The following is a 16,394-nucleotide window of genomic DNA, read 5'->3' as shown; positions in this document are numbered from 1 at the left end:
TATGGCTACAGATAGATTAACACCTAGCATTGTTTCAATACCAAATAAATTTTGCCCAGGTTGTGGTCATGGAATAGTAAACCGTATAATAGCAGAAGTGATAGAAGAAAATGGATATGAAAAAAATCATGTATTAACTTTAGGCGTTGGCTGTGTTTGTAATATGAATTTTAGCTGGAATGGAGATAAGATGCAAACTGCACATGGTAGAGCTTCATCTACAGCTATAGGAGTAAAAGTAGCACGACCAGATATGTTAGTTATGACTTATCAAGGTGATGGAGATGCATATGTTATAGGTCTTTCTGAAACATTAAATACTGCATATAGAAATCATAATATAACTGTGTTTGTAATAAATAACAATAACTTTGCAATGACTGGTGGTCAAATGTCATGGACTACTATGCCAGGTCAAGTTACAACAACAAGTGTAAATGGAAGAGATATAAAAACTACTGGTAGTCCATTAAAAGTTCCTGAAATGGTGGCAAATTACTTTGATGTAGCCTATGTAGCAAGAGGTTCAGTTCATAGTCCAAAAGAAATAATTAATCTAAAAAAATATATAAAAAATGCTATAGAAGCTCAATTGAATGGAGAGGGATATTCATTGGTTGAAATATTAGCACCTTGCCCAACTAACTGGGGTGTATCATTAGAAAAATCTATCCAGTGGATTGAAGAAGAAATAGTGCCATATTATACTCTTGGCGAATTTAAGCAAAGGGATGGTGAATAGTTATGGAAAAAGAGTTAGTATTTGCAGGATTTGGTGGTCAAGGAGTCTTAACTTTAGGTTTAATTGTGGCTGAATCAGCACTTGAATTAGGAAAACAAGTTACTTGGATGCCAGCATATGGTCCAACTATGAGAGGTGGAAAAGCATACAGTGTGGTTAAGTTTTCTGATGAGAGTATAGGTGGACCTGATATGGAAGAAATAGATGTTTTAGTAGCAATGAATAAGCCATCCTTAGATTATATAAATTTAGTAAAAGAAGGAGGAACAGTAGTTATTAATACGTCTACGATAGATGAAAATATAGTATTAAGAGAAGATGTAAATGTAGTTAAAATAAATTGTCAGGAATTAGCTCAAAAGGCAAACAATCCAAAAGCCGCAAATGTAGTAGTTCTTGGAGCATTGATTGCAAAAACAGGATTATTTGAGAAAGAATTAGCTATAAAAACTATGTGTGATTTCTTTGAGGAAAAAGGAAAAGGCAAATTTAATGTTCAAAATGAAGCAGCATTCATGGAAGGCTATAATAACGCCATTTAATAAATTACCCTTATCTTAAGTGATTCATCTCAAGATTTAGCAGATTTTAAGTGCCAAGAGAAGCTTTATCTTGAGATGGAATTCACTTAAAATCACAACTATAAACATATAGGAGAGTGAATTTATGAGTTTGGAAAAACTTATTAGACCAAAGAGTATTGCTATAGTAGGAGTTACTGATAAACTTGGTTTTGGTAGAAGTGCTGCACTTAGCATAGTAAAAAGTAAAGATACAGATAGAGTATATTATGTAAATCCAAAAAGAGAAGAGTTATTTGACAGAAAATGTTATAAGACAATACAAGAAGTTCCAGAAGTTGTAGACTGTGTGGTAGTATGCACACCTAGAAATGTAGTTCCATCTGTATTAAAGGATTCTGGAGAATTAGGAACAAAGGCGGCAGTGGTATATGCTAGTGGATTTGCAGAAGAAGGAACAGAAGATGGAGTAGATTTAGAAAATCAACTTATAGAAATATCTAATACATATGATATGAAAATATTAGGTCCAAACTGTATGGGATTACTAAACTGTATAGATAAAGTTAATCTATGGGCTGGTGGTTCTAAGTGGGATTTGGATACTAAAAAACCAGGGATAGGAATTGTAGGGCAAAGTGGATTTATAACTGCAGAAATTGTTTCAAGTGATTATTTTAATATATCTTATGGTTTTTCAACAGGAAATGGAAATATAGTTACACTAGAAGATGCAGTAGACTTTCTTGTAGATGATAATTATGCATCAGTAATAGCTATTTATCTTGAGGGACTAAAAAATCCTCAAAAATTTATAAATGCACTAAAAAAAGCAGCTCAAAAAAGAAAACCAGTAATAATCTTGAAGTCAGGAAGGTCAGAAAAAGGAGCTATATCAGCTGCTTCCCATACAGGAAACTTAGCTGGTTCAAGTAAAGCTTTTGAAAGTATTTTTGAAAAGTATGGAGTAATTTCTGTAGAGAATTTAGAACAATTTATGAGTTTAGCTCAGGCTTTTAGTGTCTTAGAGGGTAATTTACCTAAAAATTCTAATTTTGCAGCAATAAACTTCTCAGGCGGAGAAAATACTATTTGTGCAGATTTAGCAGAAGAAAATTGCGTAGAACTTGCAGAAATATCTGCTGAAACTAAAGAAGAGATGAAAAAATATCTTCCAGGATTTGCAACACCTAAAAATCCATTGGATGCTACGACTGCACTATTCCATGAAAAAGATATGATAGTAGGATTATTACACACATTTGATAAAGATGATAGTGTTGGATTTACTATGATAGGTGCAAATATAAGAGATGAAGAAAATGAAATGCATGAGACTCTTTGTCAAGCTGTAAGCGAAGCTAGAGAGCAGGGATTAAAGAAACCTGTATTTGCAGTTCCTACACTTGAAGGAAATAGATATCTGAATTATAGGGCTAGGTTAGAAAACAGCCAAGTACCTATAATGTCATCAGTTGGGACTACATTTACTTGTTTCAATAAAATGGCTAAATTTGTAGATTATGATTATTCAAAGAGAACTTTAGAATTTGAAGCTGTTAAGAAAAGAAACTCAAATAATGTAGTAGCTTTATCGGAATTAGACAGTAAAATTGAAATGAAGAAATATGGAGTACCAGTGCCAGGTCAAGGTATTGCAAAAAGTATTGATGAATTGGATGAAATTTTAAATTATATAAACTATCCTGTTGTCCTAAAAATAAACTCTTCAGAGATATTACACAAGTCTGATGTTGGAGGAGTCAAAGTAGGAATTAATAATAGAGAAGAGGCAGTAAACGCATATAATGAGATTTTAACTAACGTAAAAGAAGCAAAGCCAAATGCCAAGATTGATGGTATATTGGTTCAAGAAATGGTTGAAAGTGGAATAGAAATAATTATTGGTATAACTAATGATGACCAGTTTGGACCAATGTTATTGGTTGGTTTAGGTGGAGTATTTGTAGAAGTATTTAAAGATACTACTTTATATCCTTTGCCTATAAATCATGATGAAGCTATAATGATGCTTAAGAAGTTGAAATCATTTAAGCTTTTAAATGGATACAGAGGTAGTGAACCTTGTGATGTTGATGCTCTTGCGGATATGATGGTTAAATTAGGTAAATATGCTTATGAAAACAAGGATGAGGTTAAGGAAATAGATTTAAATCCTGTGTTCGTATATCCTAAAGGAAAAGGTGTATGTGCAGTAGACGCCTTAATAGTTAAATATAAATAGTTAACAAGTTTTGGTATTCAACCATAATTAAAATACTGACTGAAAATCACACTAATTTATAGATTGTGATTTTCAGTCACCCCACATTTAATACACCTTATCTATTATACTAAAAATTTTAATGGTAATATTTTTATATTGTTACAGGTGGATTTGTTGGTACTGAATATGTACGAGTAGCCAATTCTTGGTCTACAAAGAATAACCCACCTTCTCCAGCAAGTTTAACACGTTTTATATTGTCTTCGCAAGTTGTCTCTTCTTCTGCTTGTTCAGATATAAACCAAAGTAAGAATTGAGAAGTTCTAAAGTCTGCTTCAGAGTTTGCTACAGCAGCTAGATTGTTTATTAAAGCAGTAACTTTTTGTTCATGAGCTAATGTACGCTCAAGAACATCCATTGCAGAAGTGAAATCTGCATCTGGCATTGGTATAGCATCAAGCTGAACATTTCCTCCTACATTATGTAAGTATTTGTAGAAATACATAGCATGGTCTGTTTCTTCTTTATATTGAACATAAAACCAATTAGAAAATCCTTTAAGTCCTTCTGCTTCAAGGTAAGAAGACATAGAAAGGTAAAGATATGCAGAATATAATTCATGGTTAATCTGTTCATTAAGTAATTTTTCCATTTTAGCTGAAATCATTTTTATACCTCCAAATTTTAAACGCTCTTATAAGATATAATAATATTAAATGGAAAAATATTCAACAAAAGTGATTAAATATTTTAATATTTTACATATTTAATCAAAACTTATACTACCATTAAAAAAATTATAGCTTACTATGGCTACAGAACCAATTAGTGGTGCATTTGCTCCAAAATTTGAATGCCTTACATTTATTTTTTTATATTTAGAAAAACTTGCTGAAGCAGTCAATTTCTTTAATAATGTATTTTCTATAAATGTACCAGGAATATTAAAGTCATAACCTATTATTATAGAACTACAATCAATTAAGGTAAGTGTATTTACTAATGCATATGATATATATGTACAAAATTCATCAAGTAAAAACATACCTAGATTGTCCTTGTTATTGGCTTCATCTATTAACTTGACTAGAGAAAAATCTTTACAATTAATTAGTGGAGAATCTGGATAAATATGACTTAACGATTCAATTCTTTTAATTAACTTACTCACACTTGTATAATAGTCTAGACATCCATTATTGCCACAACTGCATACTGGACCACTAAAATTAATAGATGTATGCCCTATTTCACCACTTTGCCCTAAATTACCAGTGTGAAGTTTATTTTCTAATACTAAACCAGCTCCAATTCCATTCATTATATGTAGATATATATAATTTGGAATATCTTTACCTAGACCATACATTTTTTCAGCCAAAGCACCTGCATTAGCATCATTTATCAAAAATATAGGTAAATCAGATATTTCTCCTATAAAATTTACTATGTTTAGGTTTGATACGTTTCCAAAGTCTGGAGGATTTAATATTATACCATTTATATTATCTACAGGACCTATTGAAGAAATCCCAATTCCAATTATATCTCTTTTGTTATTTTTCATTATTTTAGAAAACATTCGTTTTATTATATCTTTTAAAACGTCATTTGACAGATATTTAGGGTAAGTCTCAAAAAGTTGTTTGACAATATTACCTTTTAAATCTGCAATGATTACCTTACAAATATTTCTTCTTATCAAAATGCCACAAACACAAGGAGAGATATTAGAAATATCTAATAAAATAGGTTTACGACCTGATGAATGTGCATTTAAAGTTGATGATTCTATCTCTCTAATCATATTTTCATTAATAAGTTCAGTGACTAGGTTTGATAAAGTCATTTTAGTAAGACCTGTAGATTTAGCTAAATCAACTCTAGACATAGGAGTATTTGTAGAAAGTAGTTTCAGTATTATTAACTTATTTTTAATTTTTACATCTTTTATGTTAGAACCTTGTTTGTTGCTCATCGTAGATCTCCTTAAAAAAGTTAAGTATTTTTATGTATTTTCATATATATACTATGACCTTATAATAGAATAACATTTGATTAAGTTCGAAAATACCATTAATTAGAATATATCACATTATATATTAGAATAGCACTAAAAATATGCTATAATAGGATGAAAAAATATTAAAGTAAGTTAAGGTATACAATAATAAATTAGAATTTGAGGTGAAATACTATAGATAAATATACAAAAGAAGAATTGATACAAACACTAAGAGTTGTATCTTCAGTTATCGTAAGATGTGAAAAAGCACAACTAAAGTTTATGGAAGGGACTTCTCAATATTCACTCCTTAAGAATAGGATAAAAGCAATGTATATTTCAAAATCATTAATAACAGATGAAAATATAATTGATAAATATACAAAAGAAGAATTAATAGAAGCACTACGACCCGTATCTTCAAGTATAGGCAAATGTGAAAAAGCACAGTCAAAATTTGCAGAGGGTACTACTAATTACAAACGATTTAGAAATATAATAAAAGCAATGTATATTTCTAAATCATTAATAACAGACGAGATTAATAGAAGAAGTTAGATTCCAGATTTTTAAGTTATTAGAAGCTTATTTTTTAGGTTATTTTGAAAAAATAATTATTCCTATTTCTAAAATGGGAAAGTCATTTTATATAATCAATTAGAATAATAGTCATCCACTTAAATGCTATATTTTTGTGCCCTTTCTTAACTTTTTCATATCTAAAATTTTCTATTTTAATATCATGATGAAGGATTAGTCATACCTACTACACTTGTTACTATAATATTTCTGCTTAAATTTATTACAATTGTTCCTGCACATGTAGTTACAAATACAATAATAAGGGTTTCAAGAGCAAAACCGAACATTAAAGAAAGAAGCAGTGAAATATTGATTGTTATTTTTCTCATTAACTGTAAAATAACAATTAGTACAATAAATAGAAAGAACAGTGTAATAGCAAATAACATGCAAATGATAAATGATAATATGATTTTTGAAAAAAACAAATCCTAAATTGTCTTTGTGCTGTTATTGAAAAGAGCTACAGTACCACCAGTCAGTACAGGTATTAAAGATAGGAGCAGAAGAGAAATCATTTTTTTGACTCCTTGGTTCTTATCTCCTACGCAATACATTATATTTCGTTTATTCAAATAAAGCAATAAAAGATATCTTTTATTGCTTTTTATAATATGTTTATTCAATAGTGAAAGTCTTATATAATTTTTATTAAATTTTTATATGCAATAAATTTCATTATTGTATAATATTAAAATGAATACAAAGTGTATTTACTATCTTTTATTACAAATTGTTACCAAATATGTATACATTAGAATTAAAAAATGGAAAATTGTAACTAAAATGTAAATTTTTTCTCTAATCTATCTAATATTATGGAAACTTTTTGTAATTTATGATATAATAAGAAACATATAATTATTAAATTATAATAAATGACTATAGCGTAGATGTATTACTATGTTATAGTCATTTTTGGATTAAACTTGATATATCAAGGGGGAAGAATATGAGAACAATTAAAAGAGTTTTAGCATTAGGTTTAACATTAGCTATATTTCTAATGAACGCACCTAATGTAAGTGCATTAACATCAGATACCATTAAAGGTAAGAACATATACGAGACGGCTGGATTAATAGCAGATAAAACGAGTTATGATACAGCAATTGTGGTAAATATGGATAGTTCTATAGCAGATGGTCTTTCAGCAAGTGGTCTTGCTGGTGCTGTAGATGCTCCGATTTTACTTGCTCAAAAAAGTAACATACCAAATGAGACAAAACAAAGATTAAAAAATGTAAAAAAGATATACATAATAGGTAAAGAGTTATCAATAAGTAAGTCAGTAGAAACTGAACTGAAAAATACAGGAGCACAAGTAACTAGATTAGGTGGAGATGATAGAATAAAGACTAGTTATAGTGTTGCCAAAGAAGTAAGTAGCATTAAAAAAGTTGATGAAGTTATATTAACTAATGCATATAAAGGAGAGGCTGATACTATAAGTGCTGCACCTGTCTCAGTAAGAGATGTAGCTCCTATAGTACTTACAGATGGAAAAAGTGTTCCTTTTTCAACAAGTAATGTAAAATCATATGCTGTAGGTGGAAGTATTTCTATGAGTACGAGTTTAGTTAACAAGACTAACTCTAAGAGACTTGGTGGTTCAGATAGATATGATACAAATAAAAAAGTTATAAAAGAATTTTATCCAGATTCATCAGAATTTTATTTAAGTGATGGATATGATTTAGTAAATGCTCTTACAGGTTCTACAATTGCTAAAGATAATCCAATTGTATTAGTATCAGAAGATAGTGATAAATCCATACTAGCAGGAGCAGATAAGATTACTAGATTAGGCTCAATAAGCGATAGTGTATATAATAAGTGTGTTTCTGCTGCACAGAATAATGGTGATTCGTCTACAAAAGGGGATTCACCTATGAAAGATGAAACAAGTATATTAGGTGAACCAACAGCTAGCTTAGAAGCTTGTTTAAAATGGGCAAAATCTAAAAAAGCCAATGATTTATTTATAGAATTAATACCAATACTGTATGATACAGCTGTTCAAGAAGGTGTAAATCCTGTTTTAGCTGTAGCTCAATCAGCAAAAGAAACTGGTTTCTGTAATTTTGGTGGAGTATTAGATGCATCTTTTAAGAATCCTTGTGGACTTAAGACTTCTGTTGGTGGTTCTGATACTGACAAAAATGCACACTCAAAATTTGATACTTGGGAAGAGGGAATACTAGCTCAAATTCAACATTTATGTCTATATGCAGGACAACAGGGTTATCCACTTTCAAATCCAGTAGACCCTAGACATGAAAAATCTTTGTTTGGGAAAGCTAAAACAGTTGAAAGTCTTTCTAATAATTGGGCTGGTGGTCAATATGGACAAGACTTAGTTAGAATGATGGGAGAAATTGAGGCGATAAAGTAATTAAATTATTAATTTAATGGTTATATTTAATGAGTTTCATTAAATAACCAATTCAAAATTACAAATAAGGCAAATTTATTATGAAAAAGAGTAATGTTTTTAGTATTATATTTCCTACAATCATAATGTTATTGGTGTTTTTGACTTTTGCTACAGATATATTCAATATACCAGATATTCATTCTAAAGGGATTTTTGTAATAGGGATGATTTTAATTTTTCCAATTGCCTTTTTAATTCAAGGGATAGTTTGTGTATTGAGTAAAACCAACTGGATTTTATCACTTGTAGTATCTTTAATAACTTATATAATATTAATGTATATGTTTTTAAATGATTCAGCATATATCTATATTTTACTTTATGCCGCTTTTTATATGATTGGATATATAACCACTAAAATTTGTCAAAAAATGCAAATTTTTAAAAGATAAATTAACCAAAATATATTACTAAGGAAGTGTCTGCATTGATTTTTTTAAATCAAAAGATAGACACTTCTTTTATTGTAAAAATAAAATATTTATTTAAGAGGAAGTATTGTAAATAAAATTTAACTATTATCATTTTCTTTTAACAATTGTATACAATAAACCTGTAGTATAATTAAGATAGATAAAATAAAGGGAGGGATAATATGAATTTAATTGATAATCATATTCATACTAATTTTTCAAGTGATGGAAAGGATTCAATGGAAGATACAATAAAAAAAGCTATAAGTATAGGTGTTAGATATTTAACTTTTACAGACCATTTAGAACATGATGAAGGGAAGGGATTTTGTATAGATTATAACAACTATGTCCCAGTGTTTAATACACTAAAAGAAAAGTATAAAAAGGATATAGAATTATTGTTAGGTGTTGAAGTAGGATATAGAAAACATTTAAAAAATGAAATAAAAGATGTAATAAGTTCACATCCTTTTGATTTTATATTGTGTTCAACTCATACAATTGATAACGTACCTGTTCCATCAAAAAAATACTTTGAAGGACTTAGCAAAGAAGATGCGTACTATAAATATTTTAATAGCATACTTGAAACTAATCATGAGTTTAAAGATTATAATATATATGGACATTTAGATTATATATCTAGATATGGGATATATTCAGATAACAGAGTAATATATAATGATTTTAAAGATATTATTGATGAAGTTTTAAAGTCAATAATTAATAATGGAAGTGGAATAGAGTTAAATACATCTGGTTATAGATATGGATTAAATGCCATACATCCAAATGAAGATATCTTAAAAAGATATAGAGAACTTGGTGGTTTTATAGTTACTGTAGGTTCTGACTCTCATAGAGTAGAAGATATCTGCAAAGATTTTGATGTGGCTTACGATATGCTTAAATATCTTGATTTTAAATATGTATCATTATTTAAAGAAAGAGAAACTTATTTTTTAAACATAGAAAAAGTTAAATCTAATAATATAGCATAAAGAACTAATATGGCATATAGAGTCTTTTTAAATAATTTGAAAGTTAGTATAAAAATTAATAGCAGAATATTGTATCCTCTAGGAAAATACTAGAGGTTTTTATTTTGTAAAAAATGATAATAGAGAAGAGTTTAAGTTTAAGAAAAATGATTGTCTCAAATTAGAAAACTATTACTATTATATTTAACTATTATATCTTTTTATTATGATATAATAGTTAAATACATTAACCTATCTTTAAATCATGCAAATTATTAGAAAGAAGGGATAAAGTTGTCTAATAAAAATAAAGAAAATATAACCTTAAGCAATCAAATCACAGAATCAACTCAACAAACTTTAACAAAAGAGGCTATACTACATATACCAATGAGCAACTATGCTTATGGCTATGATAGAGAAACATTACATATAAGAATTAGAACCAAAAAAAATGAGGCAAAAAAAGTGACCTTAAGGATAGGAGACCAATATGTATGGGACAAAGGAGGTGCAGGAGGAGGGAATCTAAATGCATCTGGACTTGGTTGGTCTGGTGGAACAAATATAACAATGAACAAAGAAGTAGAAACAGAATTATTTGATTATTGGATAGCTGAGTGTAAGCCTTTAAATAAACGTTCGAGATATGGATTTATAATAGAAGGTCAAGAAGAAAAAATTTTATTTACAGAGAAAAAGATAATAAAATTAGGAAACGAAAATGATGAAAAAGAGTTATGCGAAATAAGTAATTTTTTTGGATATCCATATTTGAATTATATAGATATACCTAAAGTTCCAGATTGGGTAAAGGAAACTATTTGGTATCAGATATTTCCTGATAGATTTGCAAATGGAAATCCATCTATAAATCCAGAAGGAGTAGATATATGGGGCGCTATTCCAACAAGAGATAATTTTACAGGTGGAGATTTACAAGGTGTAATAGACCACCTAGATTATTTGAGCGATTTAGGGATAAATGGAATTTATTTTTGTCCTATTACAGTTGGAAAAACTAATCATAGATATGATACGATGGACTACATGGAAATAGACCCTACCTTAGGTGATAAATCTACTTTGAAAAAACTAATAGAAGAAGCCCATAAAAGAAATATAAAAATAATGTTGGATGCTGTATTTAATCATATAGGATATTATTCTAAGCAGTGGCAAGATGTAGTTAAAAATAAGAATAATTCGAGATATAAAGATTGGTTTTATATAAAAGATATGAGTAAAGTTGATACTCCAATAGAAGAAATAGATGAAAAAAACATACCTTATGAAACTTTTGGGTGTGAAAAATATATGCCAAAACTTAACACAGAAAATTCAGAAGTAATAGAATATTTATTGCGTGTAGGGAGGTATTGGATACAAGAATTTGATATAGATGCATGGAGATTGGATGTATCAAATGAAGTAGATCATGTTTTCTGGCGAAAATTCAGACAAGAGATTAAAAGAATAAAACCTGAGATATATATATTAGGAGAAATTTGGCATGGAAGTTTACCATGGTTGATGGGAGACCAATTTGACTCAGTTATGAATTATTTAATGTCAGAAGCTATGAAACAATTTTTTTGTACAAATGAGATAAATGCTGAAGAATTTAAATACATGATAAATGATGTAATAGTAAGCTATCCAATGCAAGTTAATGAAGTTATTTTTAATTTACTTGGAAGTCATGATACTACTAGAATATTGAGCTATGCTGATGGAAATGTGGATAAATTTAAACTTGCATATTTGTTTATGTTTATACAATCAGGAGGTCCGTGTATATACTATGGTGATGAAATAGGAATGCAAGGAGAACTAAGTCCAGTATCTGAAGGACAAAGAAAATGTATGGAATGGAATGAAGGAAAGTGGAATAAAGATATACTTGATTTTATGAAGAAGATTATTAGACTTCGTAAATCAAATAGAGAACTTAGAACTGTATCAAATGAATGGATACTAGCAGATAAAGAAAATGGAACAATTATATTAAGGAAAGAATCTATTACAATAATAATAAATAATTCATCCAAAGATTTAACCTTAAGATTACCAGATTATTTGGTAAATAGAAAAGTAAAAGATTTATATGAAGAAAAAATAGTTGATTTAAAGGAAGAAATAACATTAAAAAAATACAAGTTTATTATTTTAAAATAATATAACCATGTGTTTGTTAGATTATACTATAACTTTTTATATTATTTAAACAAAGTATCATTAATTATAATAAGTGAATTCAGTATAATTTTATATACAAATTATTTGCAGTAAAACTTGTTAAGTAAAGTTTTTATTTGAATAAAAATTAATATTGAAATTTTTAATTATTTTGTAGTTAAGTAAAGATGTATAATTACTGAATAAGTAGAGGGAAGAGAAAACATGAATGACTATGAAGAATATATAGTTACAGTAAAATCTAGTATCGTGAATCTAATTTTAGGTTTAATATTTTTATCAATTGGGATTGTATTAATTGTATTTTATGTATATATTAAACAGTATTATATATTATTAATTACTCTTGTACTTACAATGTATGGATTAATTTCAATTCTCAAATATACAAGAAAGTATATTATTTTTGATTTATATAATATTAAAGTTCGTAAATGTATAGGGAGTGAAAAAGAGTATTCATATAATGATATTACTAGAATTTCAATAAATAATAAGAAACAGGAATGTCCAGTTAATATATATGTGGATAATAATAAAATTGCAACTTTTTTTGTATCGGATAAAAGTTATATGTCTGCTATAGCAGAAATGAAGCGAAGAGAGTTGCCATTTGATGATAAAAGTATAGACTATATATCAGATATGCCACTTTGGATTCCAATTCCATCTAGTGAGATTAAAAAATTTTGCAATGAAGCTTCAAGAAAACTTGAAAAACAGGTTAAAGAGGATTTGTGTAAAATAGAAAAGGAGTTTGGAAAAGATATATCCTTTTCTTTTGGTATAGATGTTGAAGAAAAAATATTTGTATGTGTATTTTTAGTATGTATTATGAAGAATGGCAACTATACAAAAGTTATAAAAAAATACAGAGGAAAAAAAGCATGGGCTATGTTTCCTGTATATATAGTGGGTCCACAACTATATAAGAAAGAGATTGAAGATGGCAAATTTATTTGTAATATAAATTATTTAAATGCTTTTTCTGGAAAAATGTGGTCAAATTTTTCTAAAATGATAAAAAAATATGGTGTGCAAGAGAGTGAAATAGAAGTTGATTTTGAATTAAAGAGTGAATTGGATTAAATAGTTCTATAGAGAATATCTTAAATATAAGGTATAGACACAAAATAAATTAATTATTAGTCTAAAAAATCCTTATAGAGAAAGGGGTACAAGAATGCTAGAAGCATTTATATTTGATTTAGATGGAGTGATTACAGACACAGCATATTATCATTATTTAGCTTGGAAAAAACTAGCTGATGACATTGGCATAGATATAGATATAGAATTTAATGAGTCTTTAAAGGGTATAAGTAGAATGGAGTCATTAAATAAAATATTAGAATATGGATATAAAAAAGATTTATTTTCAGAAGAAGAAAAAATGAAAATGGCAGAAGACAAAAATAACTATTATGTATCTTTAATAAACAAAATAACTTCAAATGATATTTTGCCAGGTATAAAAAATTTACTTGATGATATAAAATCTAATGATGTAAAGATAGGGTTGTCTTCTGCAAGCAAGAATGCTACAAATGTATTAAAACATCTAGGCATAAGTGATAAGTTTGATTTTATAGCAGATGCGTCAAAATGTAGGAACACCAAACCATATCCAGATATATTTCTTATGTCAGCAAAGGGACTTGGTGTAAATCCTAAAAATTGTATAGGAATAGAAGATGCAAGTGCAGGTATTGATGCTATAAACTCAGCCAATATGTTTTCTGTTGGAGTTGGAGATTATAAAAATCTAAAAAAAGCAAATTTACTTGTAAATTCAACAAGTCAGTTAAATTTTAAGTATATATTAAGTGAGTATAATAAGTATATAGTTAGGAGCATTATATGAAATGTTTGTTTGATAATATAAATGAGTGGAAAGTTATACAAGACAAGATTGAAATTAAAGAAAATAGATTAGCAGAGTCTATAATGAGTATAGGCAATGGTTATATGGGTATGAGAGGAAACTATGAGGAAAGATATAGTGGAGATAGCCATAGAGGTTCTTATATAGCTGGAGTATGGTTTCCTGATAAAACTCGTGTTGGATGGTGGAAAAATGGATACCCAGAATACTTTGGTAAAATTCCTAACTCAGTTAACTATATAGGGATAAGAATTTTCATAGATGGGGTAGAGTTAGACCTTGAAAAATGTAATGTTGAAAATTTTTATAGAGAATTAGATATGAAAAATGGTATTTTAAAGCGTAAATTTACTGTGAATATTAATGGTAAAAAATTTGAAGCTAATATAACAAGATTTTTAAGCGTATCAGTTAAGGAATTAGCTGTAATAAAGTATGATATAAAAGCTTTGAATTCTAGTGCTAAAATAAAATTTATTCCATACTTAGATTCAAATATAAAAAACGAAGATTCAAATTACGAAGAAGAATTTTGGAATGCAGTTTCTTCAAGCTCCTCAGAATATAGAGGAAATATACTTTCACGTACAAAAGAAAATACATTTAAGACACCCATATTTACAGTAGGTGCAACGATGCATATTAAAACAAGAGGTAAAGTAGATGATATATCTTATTTAAGTACTGATAATTACTGTGAAAATTCAATAACAATGGATGTTTTAGAAAACGAAACTATTGGAATAGAAAAATATGTAACAATAACTTCCACTAGAGATTATAGTGAAAATGAGTTATTAAAGAAATGTGATGATATCTTAAATATAGAAATATCTAAAGAGTATGAAGAAATTTTAAATGAACATACAAAATTGTGGAATAAAAGATGGGAAAGTGCAGATATAAAGATAGAAGGAGATAAGAGTAGTCAACAAGGTATAAGATATAATCTATTTCAATTATTCTCGACTTATTATGGAGAAGATTCAAGATTAAATATAGGGCCAAAAGGTTTTACTGGTGAAAAATATGGAGGTGCTACTTATTGGGATACAGAAGCATATTGTCTTCCAGTCTATTTAGGTGTAGCAGATAAGAGTGTAGCAAGAAATCTTTTAGTATATAGATACAATCAGCTAAAGCAAGCAAAAGATAATGCCAAAAAACTTGGACTTAAGGGAGCACTATATCCAATGGTTACTTTCGATGGAGTGGAATGTCATAATGAATGGGAGATAACATTTGAAGAGATTCATCGCAATGGAAGTATAGTATATGCAATATATAATTATACAAATTATACAGGTGATTTTGGATATATAAAAGAAAAGGGAATAGATGTAATAGTAGAAGTAGCTAGATTTTGGGCTAGTAGGGTACATTTATCTACAAGAAAAGATTTATATATGATACATGGAGTTACAGGTCCAAATGAATACGAAAATAACATCAATAATAATTGGTATACTAATTATATAGCTAAGTGGTGTTTAGAATATGCTGTAGAAAATATCTTAAAATTAGAAAAAGAGTACAGTGAATGTATTAAAAGAAATAATGTAAGTAAAGAGGAAATTGAGGACTGGAAAATAATATCAAATAAAATGTATTTGCCATATGATGAAGAATTACAAATAATAGTTCAAAATGATAATTTTTTAGATAAGGAATTTATAGAGGTAAAGGATTTGCCAAAAGAGAATCTTCCTCTTAATCAAAAATGGTCTTGGGACAAGATTCTTAGGTCATGTTTTATAAAACAAGCAGATGTGTTACAAGGAATTTATTATTTTGGGAATATGTTTACTAAAGAAGAGAAAAAGAGAAACTTTGATTTTTATGAAAAATATACTGTACATGAGTCTTCTTTATCTTCTAGTGTTTATTCTATTATTGCTTCTGAAGTAGATGACTTAAAAAAAGCTTATGAATTATACTCAAGAACAGCTAGGCTTGATTTAGATAATTATAATAATGATACTAATGATGGTCTTCATATAACTTCAATGTCTGGCTCATGGCTTTCTATTGTACATGGATTTGCAGGGATGAGAACATGGAATGAAACACTATATTTTGAGCCTAAGTTACCTCAAGAATGGAATAATTATTCTTTCAATATAAATTATAGAGATAATAATATCCATGTTGATGTATATAGTAATTTAATTAAGATAGAAAATTTAAAGGGAAAATCAATAAAAATTATTGTATATGGAGAAGAGTATGTATTAGAAAAATCTATAGAAATTAATAGAAGTAAATTAAAATAATGTCTTAGTGTATAAATAGTTAAAATAAATTTATCTAATTTTAAATTTATTTTAACTATTTTTTATTTAATGCAAACCTATATATTATAACAATAATCGTGCTTTAAATTAAATATATTACATAAAT

General features: G+C 28.1%; 13 protein-coding genes. 11 read left to right on the top strand and 2 right to left on the bottom strand.

Going from position 1 to position 16,394, the window contains the following annotated elements; translation table 11 throughout:
* Position 1 precedes the first annotated feature (1 nt).
* The 3 genes from IR151_RS12560 to IR151_RS12550 all read left to right on the top strand — a co-directional run bounded on the left by IR151_RS12560 (position 2) and on the right by IR151_RS12550 (position 3,508).
* The gene (locus tag IR151_RS12560; protein ID WP_227434863.1) at positions 2–742 is read left to right on the top strand and encodes a thiamine pyrophosphate-dependent enzyme; all 741 of its coding nucleotides are present in this window, start codon (positions 2–4) and stop codon (positions 740–742) included.
* Between the two features lie 2 nt (positions 743–744).
* Positions 745–1,284, top strand: coding sequence for a 2-oxoacid:acceptor oxidoreductase family protein (locus IR151_RS12555; RefSeq protein ID WP_227434861.1), 540 nt, complete (start codon positions 745–747; stop codon positions 1,282–1,284).
* Between the two features lie 124 nt (positions 1,285–1,408).
* Positions 1,409–3,508 carry an acetate--CoA ligase family protein gene (locus IR151_RS12550; RefSeq protein WP_227434860.1) on the top strand — a complete coding sequence of 700 codons (2,100 nt, stop codon included), beginning with the start codon at positions 1,409–1,411 and terminating at the stop codon, positions 3,506–3,508.
* 133 nt (positions 3,509–3,641) lie between these two features.
* Here IR151_RS12550 and IR151_RS12545 read toward each other — a convergent pair whose 3' ends face one another.
* Both IR151_RS12545 and IR151_RS12540 read right to left on the bottom strand, forming a co-directional pair.
* Positions 3,642–4,157, bottom strand: coding sequence for a ferritin (locus IR151_RS12545; protein ID WP_227434858.1), 516 nt, complete (start codon positions 4,155–4,157; stop codon positions 3,642–3,644).
* A 99-nt stretch (positions 4,158–4,256) separates the two neighbouring features.
* Entirely contained in the window at positions 4,257–5,468 is a 1,212-nt protein-coding gene (locus IR151_RS12540; protein WP_227434857.1) for an ROK family transcriptional regulator, read from the bottom strand.
* A gap of 243 nt (positions 5,469–5,711) precedes the next feature.
* Here IR151_RS12540 and IR151_RS12535 point away from each other — a divergent pair, with 243 nt between their 5' ends.
* The 8 genes from IR151_RS12535 to IR151_RS12500 all read left to right on the top strand — a co-directional run bounded on the left by IR151_RS12535 (position 5,712) and on the right by IR151_RS12500 (position 16,267).
* Entirely contained in the window at positions 5,712–6,053 is a 342-nt protein-coding gene (locus tag IR151_RS12535; protein WP_255621603.1) for a hypothetical protein, read from the top strand.
* 976 nt (positions 6,054–7,029) lie between these two features.
* Positions 7,030–8,472, top strand: a complete 1,443-nt coding sequence (locus IR151_RS12530) for a cell wall-binding repeat-containing protein (RefSeq protein WP_227434856.1) — start codon at positions 7,030–7,032, stop codon at positions 8,470–8,472.
* Between the two features lie 80 nt (positions 8,473–8,552).
* Positions 8,553–8,906 (top strand): hypothetical protein, encoded by a 354-nt coding sequence (locus tag IR151_RS12525; protein ID WP_227434853.1) that lies wholly within the window; start codon positions 8,553–8,555, stop codon positions 8,904–8,906.
* 203 nt (positions 8,907–9,109) lie between these two features.
* A complete protein-coding gene (locus tag IR151_RS12520) occupies positions 9,110–9,931 on the top strand; it encodes a histidinol-phosphatase HisJ family protein (protein ID WP_227434851.1) in 822 nt (273 codons plus the stop codon).
* Between the two features lie 273 nt (positions 9,932–10,204).
* On the top strand, positions 10,205–12,088 hold the full coding sequence (locus IR151_RS12515) for a glycoside hydrolase family 13 protein (protein WP_227434850.1): 1,884 nt from the start codon (positions 10,205–10,207) through the stop codon (positions 12,086–12,088).
* 225 nt (positions 12,089–12,313) lie between these two features.
* Complete coding sequence (locus IR151_RS12510; RefSeq protein ID WP_227434849.1) at positions 12,314–13,198, top strand: hypothetical protein; 885 nt, start codon at positions 12,314–12,316, stop codon at positions 13,196–13,198.
* Positions 13,199–13,292: 94 nt separating this feature from the next.
* Complete coding sequence (gene pgmB / locus IR151_RS12505; protein WP_227434848.1) at positions 13,293–13,973, top strand: beta-phosphoglucomutase; 681 nt, start codon at positions 13,293–13,295, stop codon at positions 13,971–13,973.
* Positions 13,970–16,267 (top strand): glycoside hydrolase family 65 protein, encoded by a 2,298-nt coding sequence (locus IR151_RS12500; protein ID WP_227434847.1) that lies wholly within the window; start codon positions 13,970–13,972, stop codon positions 16,265–16,267. Before pgmB ends, IR151_RS12500 begins: the two co-directional genes overlap by 4 nt.
* Positions 16,268–16,394: the final 127 nt, after the last annotated feature.

The sequence above is a fragment of the Clostridioides sp. ES-S-0006-03 genome (assembly GCF_020662275.1).
Classification (GTDB): Bacteria; Bacillota; Clostridia; order Peptostreptococcales; family Peptostreptococcaceae; genus Clostridioides.
The sequence above is the reverse complement of the archived record's forward strand: the minus strand, read 5'-3'. Positions and strand labels throughout refer to the sequence as shown.

What these genes read in the sequence shown, in the direction of transcription:
- IR151_RS12560 (WP_227434863.1), top strand. Translation starts at nt 2, where the DNA reads ATGGCTACAGATAGATTAACACCTAGCATTGTTTCAATACCAAATAAA.
- IR151_RS12555 (WP_227434861.1), top strand. Translation starts at nt 745, where the DNA reads ATGGAAAAAGAGTTAGTATTTGCAGGATTTGGTGGTCAAGGAGTCTTA.
- IR151_RS12550 (WP_227434860.1), top strand. Translation starts at nt 1,409, where the DNA reads ATGAGTTTGGAAAAACTTATTAGACCAAAGAGTATTGCTATAGTAGGA.
- IR151_RS12545 (WP_227434858.1), bottom strand. Translation starts at nt 4,157, where the DNA reads ATGATTTCAGCTAAAATGGAAAAATTACTTAATGAACAGATTAACCAT.
- IR151_RS12540 (WP_227434857.1), bottom strand. Translation starts at nt 5,468, where the DNA reads ATGAGCAACAAACAAGGTTCTAACATAAAAGATGTAAAAATTAAAAAT.
- IR151_RS12530 (WP_227434856.1), top strand. Translation starts at nt 7,030, where the DNA reads ATGAGAACAATTAAAAGAGTTTTAGCATTAGGTTTAACATTAGCTATA.
- IR151_RS12525 (WP_227434853.1), top strand. Translation starts at nt 8,553, where the DNA reads ATGAAAAAGAGTAATGTTTTTAGTATTATATTTCCTACAATCATAATG.
- IR151_RS12520 (WP_227434851.1), top strand. Translation starts at nt 9,110, where the DNA reads ATGAATTTAATTGATAATCATATTCATACTAATTTTTCAAGTGATGGA.
- IR151_RS12510 (WP_227434849.1), top strand. Translation starts at nt 12,314, where the DNA reads ATGAATGACTATGAAGAATATATAGTTACAGTAAAATCTAGTATCGTG.
- pgmB (WP_227434848.1), top strand. Translation starts at nt 13,293, where the DNA reads ATGCTAGAAGCATTTATATTTGATTTAGATGGAGTGATTACAGACACA.
- IR151_RS12500 (WP_227434847.1), top strand. Translation starts at nt 13,970, where the DNA reads ATGAAATGTTTGTTTGATAATATAAATGAGTGGAAAGTTATACAAGAC.